The sequence below is a fragment of the Lentibacillus salicampi genome (assembly GCF_004565465.1).
Lineage (GTDB): Bacteria > Bacillota > Bacilli > Bacillales > Amphibacillaceae > Lentibacillus > Lentibacillus salicampi.
This window is the reverse complement of record NZ_SRHY01000003.1, coordinates 58,735-73,399: the sequence shown is the minus strand read 5'-3', so window position 1 is coordinate 73,399 and position 14,665 is coordinate 58,735. Positions and strand designations below refer to the sequence as shown.

General features: G+C 44.6%; 11 protein-coding genes. 1 reads left to right on the top strand and 10 read right to left on the bottom strand.

Annotated features, from left to right (window positions below; genetic code table 11):
- Nucleotides 1–15: 15 nt before the first annotated feature.
- From E4U82_RS03805 to zapA, 7 genes are all read right to left on the bottom strand, one after another.
- Nucleotides 16–603, bottom strand: coding sequence for a fatty acid metabolism transcriptional regulator FadR (locus E4U82_RS03805; protein WP_135108721.1), 588 nt, complete (start codon nucleotides 601–603; stop codon nucleotides 16–18).
- A gap of 136 nt (nucleotides 604–739) precedes the next feature.
- The gene (locus tag E4U82_RS03800; RefSeq protein ID WP_135108720.1) at nucleotides 740–2,425 is read right to left on the bottom strand and encodes a long-chain-fatty-acid--CoA ligase; all 1,686 of its coding nucleotides are present in this window, start codon (nucleotides 2,423–2,425) and stop codon (nucleotides 740–742) included.
- A gap of 189 nt (nucleotides 2,426–2,614) precedes the next feature.
- Nucleotides 2,615–3,028: a DUF350 domain-containing protein gene (locus E4U82_RS03795; RefSeq protein WP_135108719.1), complete on the bottom strand. Its 414-nt coding sequence runs from the start codon at nucleotides 3,026–3,028 to the stop codon at nucleotides 2,615–2,617.
- A gap of 21 nt (nucleotides 3,029–3,049) precedes the next feature.
- A complete protein-coding gene (locus E4U82_RS03790) occupies nucleotides 3,050–5,389 on the bottom strand; it encodes an endonuclease MutS2 (protein WP_135108718.1) in 2,340 nt (779 codons plus the stop codon).
- A 50-nt stretch (nucleotides 5,390–5,439) separates the two neighbouring features.
- The gene (gene polX / locus E4U82_RS03785) at nucleotides 5,440–7,158 is read right to left on the bottom strand and encodes a DNA polymerase/3'-5' exonuclease PolX (RefSeq protein ID WP_135108717.1); all 1,719 of its coding nucleotides are present in this window, start codon (nucleotides 7,156–7,158) and stop codon (nucleotides 5,440–5,442) included.
- A 119-nt stretch (nucleotides 7,159–7,277) separates the two neighbouring features.
- On the bottom strand, nucleotides 7,278–7,835 hold the full coding sequence (locus tag E4U82_RS03780; protein WP_135108716.1) for a CvpA family protein: 558 nt from the start codon (nucleotides 7,833–7,835) through the stop codon (nucleotides 7,278–7,280).
- 3 nt (nucleotides 7,836–7,838) lie between these two features.
- Nucleotides 7,839–8,102 (bottom strand): cell division protein ZapA, encoded by a 264-nt coding sequence (zapA, locus tag E4U82_RS03775; RefSeq protein WP_135108715.1) that lies wholly within the window; start codon nucleotides 8,100–8,102, stop codon nucleotides 7,839–7,841.
- Between the two features lie 426 nt (nucleotides 8,103–8,528).
- Here zapA and rnhC point away from each other — a divergent pair, with 426 nt between their 5' ends.
- Nucleotides 8,529–9,458: a ribonuclease HIII gene (rnhC, locus tag E4U82_RS03770; protein WP_135108714.1), complete on the top strand. Its 930-nt coding sequence runs from the start codon at nucleotides 8,529–8,531 to the stop codon at nucleotides 9,456–9,458.
- A 404-nt stretch (nucleotides 9,459–9,862) separates the two neighbouring features.
- On the opposite strand, the gene pheT is transcribed toward rnhC, so the two are convergent.
- The 3 genes from pheT to E4U82_RS03755 all read right to left on the bottom strand — a co-directional run bounded on the left by pheT (nucleotide 9,863) and on the right by E4U82_RS03755 (nucleotide 14,431).
- Entirely contained in the window at nucleotides 9,863–12,289 is a 2,427-nt protein-coding gene (gene pheT, locus E4U82_RS03765) for a phenylalanine--tRNA ligase subunit beta (protein ID WP_135108713.1), read from the bottom strand.
- Nucleotides 12,289–13,338, bottom strand: a complete 1,050-nt coding sequence (pheS, locus tag E4U82_RS03760; RefSeq protein WP_135108712.1) for a phenylalanine--tRNA ligase subunit alpha — start codon at nucleotides 13,336–13,338, stop codon at nucleotides 12,289–12,291. The genes pheT and pheS overlap by 1 nt, the downstream gene beginning before the upstream one ends.
- A gap of 346 nt (nucleotides 13,339–13,684) precedes the next feature.
- Nucleotides 13,685–14,431, bottom strand: coding sequence for a TrmH family RNA methyltransferase (locus E4U82_RS03755; RefSeq protein ID WP_342447716.1), 747 nt, complete (start codon nucleotides 14,429–14,431; stop codon nucleotides 13,685–13,687).
- Nucleotides 14,432–14,665 lie beyond the last annotated feature (234 nt).

Below are 14,665 nucleotides of genomic sequence, written 5' to 3'. Positions count from 1 at the left end.
CAAATCCCCCCTCTTTTATTTGTTTGCGGAAAGACCGTGTGTGATAAATGCGTGGACTTCCCAGGCCTGCTGCACAAGATCATATTTCTGTTCTTTCATCACCCAGTTCGTCACGACTTCATCCAGCGTTCCAAAAATCATCTGTCTTACCAGCTGAATATTCAGATTATCCCGGAATACCTTTTCCCTGGCCCCCTCTTTGATTATATCATCAATGACAATAAGATAGGGTCTTAGAACCTGATTAATTTTCAGTCTGATCTTTGTATTGGACTGCCTTAATTCCAGCTGTGTCACAATAGCCAGATGATGATCTTCCGAAAGCTGGCGGAAATGCATTTCAATCAGCGTGAACAACTTATCATCCGCACTATCCAATTGGCTGGTACCACGTACAATCTTTTCGATAAACTGCCCCATTTTTTCTTCAAAAACAGAAATCAGAATATCCTCTTTATTTTTAAAGTAAAGGTAAATCGTACCATCCGCCACGCCTGCTTTTTTAGCAATTTTGGATACTTGTGAAGCATGGTAGCCGTTCTCTGCGATGACTGCCACGGCCGCCTCAATAATTTGGTTGTATTTTGGTTTCTTGTTTCGCATGATGATCTCCTTAACACATACATTGCGTATAAAATGAATGAATAATCATTCATATCTTATTCTATAAAATCCGTTCCAGGATGTCAATAGCTGGCTTGTTCGAATATCTTTTAAAAAAAGAGAGAGCGAAGTCATGTCAAATCGTCTCCTTGTCTGCCTTCTTTTCTTCATCGACAAGCTGACGCCGCAATATTTTCCCGACTGCTGTCTTAGGCAGTTCATCACGGAATTCGTAAATTCTCGGTACCTTAAAGGCTGCGAGATTGTTCCGGCAATAGGCGTTTAATTCTTTTTCACCAATCTTATGACCGGATTTCAGTACGACATATGCTTTAACTGTTTCACCACGGTATGGATCCGGAATCCCAGCTACAACAGCCTCCTGAATTGCCTCATGCTCATACAATATCTCTTCCACTTCCCGCGGATAAATATTATAGCCCCCGGCAATGATGATATCCTTTTTCCGGTCAGCGATATAAAAATAGCCATTCTCATCCATATAACCCATATCACCGGTCCGAAGCCAACCATCTTTTAATACCTGCTCCGTTTCATCCTGGTTATTCCAATAGCCTTTCATGATCTGCGGACCACTGACAGTGATTTCACCAACTTCTCCGACGCGCGCCTCTTCACCGGTCTCCAGCATGACCTTGGTATCTGTATCAGGCCAGGGTACACCAATACTGCCGTTCACATAGCTTCCGCTTATGAAATTGGCATGTGTCACCGGTGAGGATTCCGTTAACCCGTAGCCTTCAACAAGCCGCCCATTTGTTACCTTTTCAAACTGTTCCTGTACTTCCGCAGGCAATGGGGCAGAGCCGCTGATACAGGCATTAATAGACGACAAGTCATATTTTTTCAGTTTTGGATGGTTGAGCAGCCCGACATAAATCGTTGGGGCACCAGGAAACATGGTCGGCTTTTGCTTCTGGATGGTCTTAAGCACATCCTCAGCATCGAATTTGGGCATCAGGATCATTTTAAAGCCGTACATGATCGACATATTCATAACCGTCGTCATGCCATATACATGGAAAAACGGGAGAACGCCCATAACGGTTTCTTCACCGCGTTTGGCATTGTATAACCAGTTCCGGCACATTTGCACATTAGCTACCAGGTTGTAGTGTGTCAGCATAACACCTTTTGGGTTCCCTGTTGTTCCGCCCGTGTATTGCAGTAATGCCAAATCGTCTTTCGGATCCACATCGACCGGGCTGTATTGTTCATGTCCTTCTTCCAAAATCGTTTGCCAGACGTGTGTATCCTTTGACGATTCTACTTTCACAACCATATTGTATTCCCTTTTTTGGATAAATGGATATACACGATTTTTAGGAAACGGTAAATAATCTTTGATACCGGTTACAATTGTATGTTTAAGTGTTGTATTACCGCGGACATTTGTAACACGCGGCAGCAAGACGTCCAAACAAATGATGAACGTTGCACCAGAATCGTTGAGTTGATATTCCAATTCCCTTTCCTTGTAGAGCGGATTCGTTTGAACGACAACCCCGCCTGCGAGCAATGCTCCGTAATAACTGATCACAGCCTGCGGGCAATTCGGAAGCATAATGGCTACCCTGTCGCCCTTTTCAAGACCCTGGGACTGAAAATACGCTGCTAATTTACGTGCCTCGGTATAAACTTGTGCAAATGTCATTTCCTTCCCCATAAAATGAAGCGCTTTCTTTCCAGGGAAGTCTTCAGCGGTTTCTGCCAAAAACGAATCAAGCGGCTTCTCATCATACGCAATCGTTGTCGGAATATCATTCGGATAATGAGCATGCCAAACCCTCTGTTCTGCCATTGAATTCTCCTCCTTTATTGATGGGTAATTTCATTATACCGATAAATACGTATTTTTTGAAACTTAAAGTCACTTATTTCCAAAACTTTTTTTGAAAGTGCAACCTCCTAAAGGAAATAAATGACCCCCACAATTAAAAAAACAGCACCAACGATGAACATCGCTTTAGCCAACTTTTCCAGAAACAGTTTAATCTCCCCCTATACTCGCTCCGATGACGAATGACAACCCGATGGAAATAAGCATGGATATGAGCCCAATCGCTTTATTGCCATTGCCGATTTCTTCGTCAATTTTTATGGATGGTGTCATAAATTCAAAGATCATATAACCAAACAGTAACAGCACGAATCCAAAAATGCCCCACCCCATACTTTCCACAAGGGTATCATTATGTTCAATGGAATACCGGAAAATTGTTGCAATACCGAATATCTTCCCGCCGGTTGCCATGGCCACTGCCACGTTGCCCTGTTTGATTTCGTACCAGTTACGGTATGAGGTCACAAATTCAAACACAGCAAGAAATACAATGGTGCAGAGAACGACAACACTGTACCGTGCAGCAGTAACCACAAAAATATTTTCCCAAAAACCAGCCATTTTCAACAACCCCTTTATCCATTACTTCAATTCAAGAACGGTTACACCGTTTCCGCCTTCACCTGCTGAACCTGGCCTGTCTGAGGCAATACGGGGATGGCGTTTGGCAAACTCCTTCACGCCGTTGCGAAGTGCACCTGTCCCTTTACCATGAATGATGAAAACTTTGGGATAGCCTGCAAGCAATGCATCATCAAGATATTTTTCCAATGTTCCCATGGCATCCTCGAAACGCTCGCCGCGCAAATCGAGTTCCGTTTTAACGTGGTAACTGGAGCCCTTCACGGTTGCAAGTGGTTTTTCGGTTACCGTACTTTTCTGTTTGACGGGCTGTATCTCGTTACGCTTCACTTTAACCTTCATAATACCAACTTGAACCAGATAGTCATTTTCACCGGTTTTTTCCAGAACGGTTCCCTGCTGGTTTGCTGTTATTAATTTAATGGCATCTCCGGGTTTTAATTCCTGTTCTGTATTTGATGGCTTTTTTGGTTTATCCGATGTTTTAGCGGATAGATCTGGTTGAGCTTCTTCAAGCATTTTGCGGGCTTCAATCCACTCATGCTCTTTTAACTGTGCGCCGGTTTTCATATGGCGTATTTCATCTACAATCATTTCCGCCTTATCCCGGGCTTTTTGTAATGCTTTATCCGCCTTATTCTCTGCTTTTAGATACAGGTCTTCCCGTTTATGTTCAAACTGCTCCCATGCTTTTTTAAGGTCACTGCGCAATTGTTTGCTTTCCTCAAGGACACTGTTTGCTCGCTCATAATCCGCTTCAGCCTGACGCCGCGACTCATCAAGAGATGCAATCATGTTCTCAACACTTTCGGAATGACCAACATGGCTTTTTGCCTGGTCAATCACGGTTTGTGCAAGCCCCAGCCGTTTGGCAATGTCAAACGCGTTACTCCGTCCGGGAACACCAATCAATAACCTATAAGTTGGCTGCAACGTTTCCACATCAAATTCAACTGACGCGTTGACAACATGGTCACGATTATAGCCATAGGCCTTCAATTCCGGATAGTGTGTTGTTGCCACAACACGAGCACCACGAGAAACAATGTCATCCAGAATGGACATGGCTAGTGCTGCACCTTCCTGTGGATCTGTCCCCGCCCCAAGCTCATCAAACAGCACAAGGGATTTATGACCCGCTTCACGTAATATCGAAACAATATTGGTCATGTGTGAAGAGAATGTGCTCAAATTTTGTTCGATTGATTGTTCATCACCGATATCAGCGAAAACATCATCAAAAACGGCCATTTCACAGCCATCATCAGCGGGAATCTGCAGACCGGACTGTGCCATTAACGTAAACAATCCGATCATTTTCAGAACAACCGTTTTACCACCCGTGTTTGGGCCGGTAATTACGATTGACGTGTAATCATCTCCGAGGGCAACATCATTGGCGACGACTTCATCTTCAGGAAGCAGCGGATGACGTGCTTGTTTAACATTGATTGTGCGATTATCATTAATGGCCGGCATGGCAGCCTTCATCTGTCTTCCCAGCTTTGCCCTTGCCACAATGAAATCAATCCTAGCCAAAATAGACACATTTTCAGACAGAACTGCTTCGTCTTCAGCAATTTTGCCGCTCAAATCGCGAAGGATTCGCTCTATCTCCTGTTTCTCTTTCACTTTCGATTCCTGTAGCTCGTTATTCAAATCAACAATGGCTTTTGGCTCCATAAACAGTGTGGCACCAGAGGCCGATTGGTCATGAACGATACCGCCTACAGCCCCGCGATACTCTTGTTTCACCGGCAGGACATAGCGATCATTGCGAATCGTGATAATGGCATCGGACAACATCTTGCTCTGGGATTTCGTATAATTGTCCAGTTTATCGCGTACCCTGCTTTCATAAGTTCGAATCGACGAGCGGATACTCCGCAGCTTAGCCGAAGCACTGTCCATCATGGCTCCTCTGTCATCTATACAACTATTGATTTCTGTTTCAAGTCTGCGCAATGTCTCAATTCTACCAGCAAGTTCCTTTAAAATCGGAAGCTCTTCTTCCATTTTTTCCAAAAAATTCTTAACCTGGCGTCCACCATAAATGGTATTGGCAACATCAAGACATTCGGCGGTAGTTAGAACACCGCCAATGACGCTCCGCTTAATACTGGCACGAATATCCGCAATGCCGCCTAGGGGAACAGCCAGATTCAAGCGTAAAATCCGGCTTGCTTCATCTGTTTCCGCCTGCAATTCTCTCACTTCGGCTATATCCACTGAAGGCTTCAGCTGCACGGCAAGCTCTTTCCCAGTCGACGTAGCTGCCTGGCTATTCAATTGTTCGATGATCTTGTTAAATTCAAGTGTTTGAAATATGCGTTCGTTCATCAGGATTTTCCCTTCAGTTCATTCCAGACATGATTATATGAGCAAGCTTTTCACTTCGTACGATTCATAAAAGCCATTAATTGCTGTTTGGACCATGTGTTTATAACGGTATCCTTTTTAATCCAGCCTCTGCGGGCAGTACCTACACCATATGTCATATGACCAAGCATATAGTAATCATGCGCATCTGTATTAATCGCGATCTTCACATCGGCCTCCTGCGCAATCCGCACCCATTCACTGGAAAGGTCCAATCGGTTGGGGTTGGCATTGATCTCCAGCGCAGTGTCCGTCTCCCTGGCACGTTCGATCAACCGTTCAACATCGACATCGTACCCTTTTCGACGACCAATCAGTCTACCGGTTGGATGGGCGATTAATGACACATATGGATTTTCCAGTGCAGCATCCAGTCGCCCCATTATCTTGTCCTGTGATTGGTTGAAACTTGAATGGATAGCCCCAATCACAAAATCCATCTCAACTAAAAATTCATCGCTGAAATCCAATGTCCCATCAGGCAGGATATCCATTTCAACACCAGCAAAAATATGAATGTCATCGTATTTTTCGTTCAATTCGGCAATGGTCTCACGCTGTTGGAGCAGACGCGTTTCATTTAACCCATTCGCAACACGCAAAAACCTGGAGTGATCGGTAATCGTTATATAATCATATTGTTTCGCACGTGCTTGGTTTACCATCTCTTCAAGTGATTGGGCACCGTCACTCCAAGTCGTATGCATATGCAAGTCACCGCGAATATCTTCTAACTTAATTAAGGAAACAGGGTCGCGATACGCCTCCACCTCACCAGTATTCTCTCGCACCTCAGGGGGGATGTAATGCAGACCAAAGTGATCGAAAAATTTCTTTTCACTTTTAAAAGTCAGCGTTTCACCTGTTTCATCAACTTCCACACCATACTCATTAATCTTCTCACCTTTTGATTTGGCAAGCTGTCTCATGGTGACATTATGATCCTTTGACCCGGTAAAGTGATGCAATGTTGACGCGAATTCCACCTGTTCAACAATGCGGAAATCGACGTTAATATCGTAAACGTCCTCAAGGGTGATTGACACTTTTGTGTCCCCCTGTGCAATCACTTCTTTTATCCTGTCGAGCTCAAGCAGCCGGTCACGGACAGTTGAAGGGTTATTGGATGCAATAATAAAGTCAATGTCCTTAACGGTTTCCCGCATTCTCCTCAGACTCCCGGCCCGCGAATAATCCTGAATTTCTGGAATTGTCTCCAGATAGCTTTCAATCGCCTCGGCAATCGGGAGCATCGTTGCAATCGGCAACCGCTCAGGGCGTCTGTTTGCTTCTTCCAGTGCGGCCAGAATTTTCTCAGCAGACTTTTTCCCGAACCCTTCAAGCTGTTCGACTTCACCACTTTCACATTTCTGTTTAAGCGACTCCGCATCCGTGATATGAAGTTCCTGATAAAGTTTTGCCAGCTTTTTGCCGCCAAGACCAGGCAGATCCAAAAGTGGAATCAATCCTTTGGGAATCTCGTTCTCCAGCTGGTTCAGTGTTTCTGAACCCTCGGTTTGAATATAGTCCGACATGACGGCCGCCGTTCCTTTACCGATTCCTTTGATTTTCGTGAAATCATTAATATCTGCAAGCGAACGGTCATCCCGTTCAAGCGCCTGAGCAGCTTTACGATAAGCTGACGTTTTGAACGGATTTTCACCTTTAAGCTCTAAATAAATGGCTATTTTCTCCAATAATTTGATAACATCTTTTTTGTTCACGGCCATAATCCATCACCCGTTTCCATGTTATAAAGATCAATGCACTTAAACACGAAAAAAGACCGATCCACTATCAGGCTGCACACGACAACTTCAGTGCCCCACCGCCTGAATCAGTCTAAGCGTCAATTGCTCTTCATTAATTCGTCCATACCCGTCGACCATAGTGTTTTGAGCTGTTCCGATAACACTGGAGTATCCTCAATAATAAACAATGCGATTGACGAATCGTTGATCCACGATTGAATTCCGGCTAATGGTGTCAAAGCCAGGATATATAATACAATAAATAGTAGCAAATATACTTCAGCAAACCCCAAAACCGCTCCGAGTATTTTATTGAGTGTGTGCAAAATCGGCAATTCCGCTACAAAATCAAGCATAGAAGCAATAATATGCAGAATGATTTTGACGGCAAAAAAGATAATGGCAAACGCTATCGCACTGTAAAAAGCACCTTCGAGGGGGATAGCCTCGAGAAAATCCGCCCATGCGCTATGATCATCCAATTCGGGGTATGGTATCCATAACGATAGCTGTGGTGCCAGGTCATCATAATATAAAGCAGCAAGGATGAAAGCTGCAATAAACCCAATCAAATGAAATGCCTGTAAAATGAACCCACGTTTTAAACCGATAAAAAAACCAAAAATCAATAATATGATTAAAATGAAATTCACCATCTGCTACTTATCCTCTTTCTTATGTTGTGATCCGACCATTGCTGCATATGCCTCTTTTAATTTCATGTAATCATTCATAGTATTGACAGCAGTCAACACCGCCAATTCCGCAGGCGTCAGCTGCTGGTTTGCGCCGTGAATCTCGCGCATCTTCTGATCAACAAGACTGGCTACCAGATTGACATGACTCGACTCTTCACTTCCGACAATTGTATAATTTTTATTATATATCTCAACAGTTACTCGTGTTTTATCATCCTGGGCCACAAGCCACAACCTCCTGTAATGGTTGGAAGTTTCTGTTTCCTCCAATTTGAATAGTTGATAAATCAGTAGTCTATAAGAGGTTGTTCAAAAAGTCCGGTAAAAATGACACGTCACATTTCTTCGTTGGCTTGCTTTTCCGCTCCTTGGAAAAGAAAACCACTTTTCCTGCGTTCGATGCGGATTCAGTGAAGCATTACTTATGCTCATGTATCTAAATGCATACATTCCGCTGCTCAAAGCTGCGCCGCCTCAAACTGCTCGATCCTTTTTATCCTCCTTTTTGAACACGCACTATAACGTTGAAAAAATAGTCCATTATATCGTAACACAAACACCGCCATTCGGGAAATGCAAAACTTTTCATTGTCATTTTTATCCCGGATTTGCTATAGTTCACCTAGTTGATTCACCATGGAGGAGTCCTGTATGCCACAACAAGTACATAAATTGTCACAGGCAACCATTGACACGATGCAGACGTATTATACCAGCATGCTGGAAACGGCCCCACAGGGTGCTGTATTCCGCGCCAAAACGCAGCATGCGGTAATCACGGCCTATAAATCCGGAAAAGTATTATTCCAGGGGAAAGATCCAAAAGCTGAGGCAGAAAAATGGGCTGTTGGCAATCAGGAAAACCCGGCTAAGCCGAAGAAAAACCGACCATCAACGGCATTTACAACGCCGGAAACACTTTTGACCGGGAGTCATATTGGTTCGGATGAAGCAGGTACAGGTGATTACTTTGGTCCCATTACCACCGCGGCTGTCTTTATCAAAAAAGACCAAATCGCACTACTGAAGGAATTGGGTGTCAAGGATTCCAAAAACCTTTCTGACCCCACCATCCGTCAAATCGCAGGCGACATTCTGAAGCTTGAGATGCCTTATTCACTTTTGGTTTTACGAAACGAGAAATACAATCATCTGCAAAAGCAGGGCTGGTCACAGGGAAAGATGAAAGCGATGCTCCATCACCATGTGATAACCAACGTTCTGAATAAAATTGATCCAGCTCAAGCAGAAGGCATTTTGATTGACCAATTTTGTGAACCGGCCATCTACAAGCACCATATTGCCTCCGAACGGGAGAAGCTGCCTGAGGCGACCTATTTCATGACAAAAGCAGAAACGTATTCCATTGCAGTCGCTGCAGCTTCCATCATTGCCAGGACAAGCTTTTTGAAAGAGATGGACCAATTATCCGAAAAGGCAGGATTTACAATACCTAAAGGCGCTTCGGGAAGAGTCGACCAAGCGGCTGCCCGCCTCATCAAATCAAAAGGCCAAGAGAAACTGAATGCCTTCGCTAAAACACATTTTGCCAATACAAAAAAAGCACTGGGCCGACTGTAAGAAAGGAGCAAACACCCCATCAGGGTGCTTGCTCCTTTTTAAAGTCCAGGAAATTATAGATTGAAAGTGCTATGGATAACTGACAGGCTTATCAGCCACGTCCAGCTCCAGCGCTAAAGCTGTAGCAGAGATCTAGATGGGACGAGCCCTCGGCGCAGTCCCAAACTTCACACTCCTCCACTACGATAAGTCAACATCGGTTCGCTTGATAAAGGAAGGCCGACTAAGAACGGCCTTGCCGGCCAACGTCGGCATACCCCTGATGCAGGGGCATGTTTCCTTTATCTCATTGCGGCTAGTGGGGAGGATCGACTAACCCCGTCGCGATGCGCGGCAACGCCGACCCACCTGTGATGCACAGGCGCAGTTTGTACGTCGCTAAACGGGCGCTTCCGCTTTTGTTCTTATGACCTGACGTATGCATTAAATTTCTCATTTATCGTGCTGACAATTTGCTGATACGACTGTTCGACTTCATCGTCTTTCAATGTTTTGTCAGGGTCCTGATAAAACAGGCTATACGCTATTGATTTTTTGCCTTCAGGTAAATGTTCCCCTTTATAAACATCGAAAATCTGCACATTTTTAACCAGTGGGTCCCCGGCCTCCGCAATCGCTTCTTGAATGGCTCCTGCTTTAATGTCTTCATCAACAATGAAGGCAATGTCCCTGGCAATTGACGGATATTTAGGAATCGGCCGGTAACCAGTGGTATTGGTGTAGTCGTCCAAAACAGCCTCCAAATTCATATCAAACACATACGTTTCCTTAAGGTCCATTGACTTTTCAAATGCCGGGTGCAGCTGCCCTAAAAATCCGACAGTACGATCGTTGATTGAAATGGTGGCACATCGGCCTGGATGCATATCAGGCAATTCCACTTGTTCAAAGGCTGCCGGAATATCTAAATAATCGAACAGTCCCTCAACTATTCCTTTAACCAGGTAAAAATCGACCGGCTTTTTCTCTTGCTGCCATGGATGGCTGATCCACAGTCCGGTCAGCGCACCGGCTAAGCGCAGTTTTTCATCCGGTTGGCGTGTTATGGGTTCTCCATTCGTAACAAATACACTTCCAAGCTCGTAATAGTGAATGTCTGATTGCGTTCGCGCACGATTATGTGCCAGGGTCTTCAGTAATTCCGGCAAGATACTTAATCGCAAATATTTATGATCTTCACTCATTGGCATAGCAAGCTGCACAGGGGTTGGTCTTTTTTCCTTTAATTCCGGACTGATCAGCTTGTCAATCATCGCCTCGTCCGTTAAGGAATACGTGATGGTTTCCATTAATCCCGCACTTTGCAGATATTGCTTAACCTCGCGTTTCAACTGTTGTTTGCCTGTTAACCCGCCTGCTTGTGAAGCACCTTCCGGAAGGGTGAATGGCAGTTGGTCATAGCCATAGATACGGGCGACTTCCTCAAGCATATCCTCGAAAATCGCAATATCGCCACGACGGGTCGGAACGTGAACAACAAACGTATCTTTGTCCTGTTCAAACGAAAATTGCAGTTTGTTCAGGATGGACACAACATCATCTGCTGTAACCGCTGTGCCAAGCCGCTTATTGATCTCATCTGTTTCCATTTCCACTGTTTTTTCGCTGCGGTCCAGCGCGTCAAATGAAACGGGACCAGCGAGAATGGTTGCACCAGCATACGTTTCGAGTAAATGGCATGCACGCCATCCGGCCTTTTCCACACGATTGGGATCGACCCCTTTTTCAAACCGTGTACTTGAATCACTCCGCAGTCCTGTATCATTAACAGACGTTCTGACGGTGGATGGGGCGAAATAGGCAGCCTCCAGTAAAACGGTTGTCGTATCATCGGTGACCTCTGTATTCAATCCTCCCATCACACCGGCAAGAGCAACTGGTTCTTTACCGTTTGTAATGACTAGGTTCTCATTAGATAATGTTCTTTCTTCACCATCAAGTGTTGTCATGTTTTCATGTTGGCCGGCACGCCGGGTAACGATTTGTTCCGAGCCAAACTGGTCATAATCAAACGCATGGAGCGGCTGACCGTATTCCAGCAAAACATAATTGGTAATATCCACAACGTTATTGATCGGCCGTATACCGGCTGCAATCAGTGCATTACGCATCCATAAAGGTGCTGGTTTAATCGTAATATCCCGGGCAATGAATGCACCATAGTAAGGATTCAAATCAGGGTCTTTTACACTGACTGAAACATAATCCGCCGCTTTTTCAGCTGCTGAATGTACCGTTTCTTCCGGCAGCTTCACGTCCTGACCGAGAATGGCCGCTGTCTCGTAGGCAACACCAAGCATACTCAAGGCATCCGAGCGGTTTGGGGTCAAATCAAATTCCAGTACAGCATCGTTTAAGTTCAGCAATGGCTCAACATCTTCGCCCACTGTCACATCATCTGGAAATACAAAAATGCCTTCTGCGATATCTTTGGGGACATATTTTTCTTCAATGCCAAGTTCCTGCAGCGAGCAAATCATACCGTTGGACTCGACGCCGCGCAGTTTGACTTTTTTGATCTTGAAATTTTTCGGTAAAACGGCTCCAGGTTTGGCCACCACGACTTTCTGGCCCTGGCGGACATTCGGTGCACCACAGATAATCTGTAACTGTTCTTCACCGACATCAACCTGACAAATGTTTAATTTATCGGCGTTTGGATGCTGGTCACATGTTTCGACATACCCAACAACCACTCCACGGCTTTTTTCTGCAATATACTCGATTCCATCCACTTCGATACCGGTCTTCGTAATTTTTTCAGCGAGTTCTTCAGAGCTCAGTGAATCGATATCAACATAATTTTTCAGCCAATTCAATGATACAAACATTATAATGCCCCTCCTTTTGCGTGATGGTACTGGGTGAGGAACCGTTTGTCATTGGTATAAAAATGACGGATATCGTCAATGCCGTATTTCAGCATGGCAATGCGTTCCGGTCCCATGCCAAACGCAAAGCCGGTATATTTCTCAGAGTCATAACCGGCCATTTCCAATACATTCGGGTGTACCATGCCGCCACCAAGGATTTCAATCCAGCCGGAATGCTTGCAGACTGAACAGCCATCACCTTTACAAACTTTACAAGAGATATCCATTTCAACAGATGGTTCGGTAAACGGGAAAAAGCTTGGGCGCAGACGAATTTCCCTGTCCTCGCCAAACATACTTTTGGCAAATGTGTTCAATGTTCCCTTTAAATCACTCATCCGAACATTCGCGTCAACGTATAGCCCTTCAATTTGTGTGAACTGATGCGAATGCGTGGCGTCATCGGTATCACGCCGGTAGACTTTTCCCGGGCAGATCATTTTCACCGGCTGCATGCCACCGTACTGCTGCATGGTTCTAGCCTGTACCGGGGATGTATGAGTCCGCAGAAGCAAATTGTTTGTAATATAAAACGTGTCGTGCATATCACGTGCTGGATGGCCTTTAGGCAGGTTCAAAGCCTCAAAATTAAAATAATCGGTTTCCACTTCCGGACCTTCCCGTACTTCATAGCCCATTCCAATAAATAAATCTTCAATTTCCTCGATAATGCCGGTTAATAAGTGAGGACCGCCAACCTGGACAGGGCGGCCCGGCAGTGTCACGTCGATCGCTTCATTCCTGAGTTTTTCTTCCAATGCTTTCTTTTCGAGTGTTTCCGTTTTTTCGTCGATTTCGTTCGTGATCGCCTCACGTACCTTGTTCGCTATTTCACCGACAACAGGCCGTTCTTCTTTGGATAATTTCCCCATACCACGCAAGACGCTTGTAAGGGATCCTTTTTTACCCAGATATGTTACTTTTATATCCTGAAGCTCTTTTAAGTTTTCTGCTTCTTTTATTCGAGCGGTCGCTTCCTGACGAATTGTTTCCAATTGTTCTTTCATGAATATGCCTCCTTGTACGATTTTTTAGTTTTAGACATTAAAAAAAACCTTCATCCACTAAGGGACGAGGCTTTTCTTCGCGGTACCACCCTTGTTGACACAGTTATCGTGTCCAACTTCAGCGTGATAACGGATTAACCAATCCGGGGCACCTTTACTTAGGTCAAGGTCCAAGTGCCAGCTCCAGAGTGAAATGCCAGCAAATGTATCGGCGGGAGATGCTTTCAGTCCATGACATCTCTTCCCTTTTCACAGTACAGTTTATTGCCGCATGTCTCTTTCCAAGCTTTTCTAAAGGTCAGTAAATAATTGACTCTATTATAGAAAATCGCACAACAAAATGCAACTATTTCTTAATATGATACATTAAAATGCCTGCTGCCACACTGACATTCAGCGATTCCGCCTGCCCATATATCGGTATTTTAATGGATTGATCCGCTAGTTTGATGATCTCTTCCCGAACTCCCGTACCTTCATTTCCGACGATTAAAGCGTTTTGTTCACGTACTTCTATTTCTTTCATTGAAACAGCATCTGTAAGTGCCGAGGCCCATATGGTAAAACCTTCTGTCTGCAGTTTAGGTATTCTCTCAACCAAGTCAGCCCGTAAAATGGGCAAATGGAACAAGGACCCCTGTGTCGCTCGGATGACTTTCTCATTGAACACGTCTACCGTACCATCTCCAAGCATGACGGTATCAAAACCAGCGGCATCCGCCGTTCGAATAATGGTGCCCAGATTGCCCGGGTCCTGGATTGCATCAATTAGCAACACCGAATTTCCGGTGATTTCATCAAGTTGTCTAACATTGACAACCGCGGCTATTCCTTGCGGGGTCTCCGTTTGCGTAACATGCTGCAACACTTTTCTGCTGACACTGACAATGGAAAAACGGTCACACCAATCGGGGTGATCAAGTCCATCTTCCACAATAATTTCATTTATTTCCCAGTTACTTTGATAGGCTTCTTCAACCAAATGAAATCCTTCAACCAGGAACATTCCAGATTGTTTGCGCCCTTTTCGCTTGTGCAATTTCACCCATTGTTTGACTTTTTCATTTTGCATTGACGTTATCATCATGTTCATTCCATTTCCTCATTTGTACCTGCAATGGTCAGTATACAGCCAGATTATGACTGCTGACTGACCCTAAATGCCCGATTCGGCTCGAGCCTGCAGGATGCAACTCACAAAGGCGTTGCAACAGGACGTTGCGAACATAACCTTCGTGCCTCTTCTTCAGTGGAGAAAAAACACGCCACTGAATGAAGTTTTGCTTTATGTGTTTATCATACATATTTTATTGTGTATAGGTCAAAC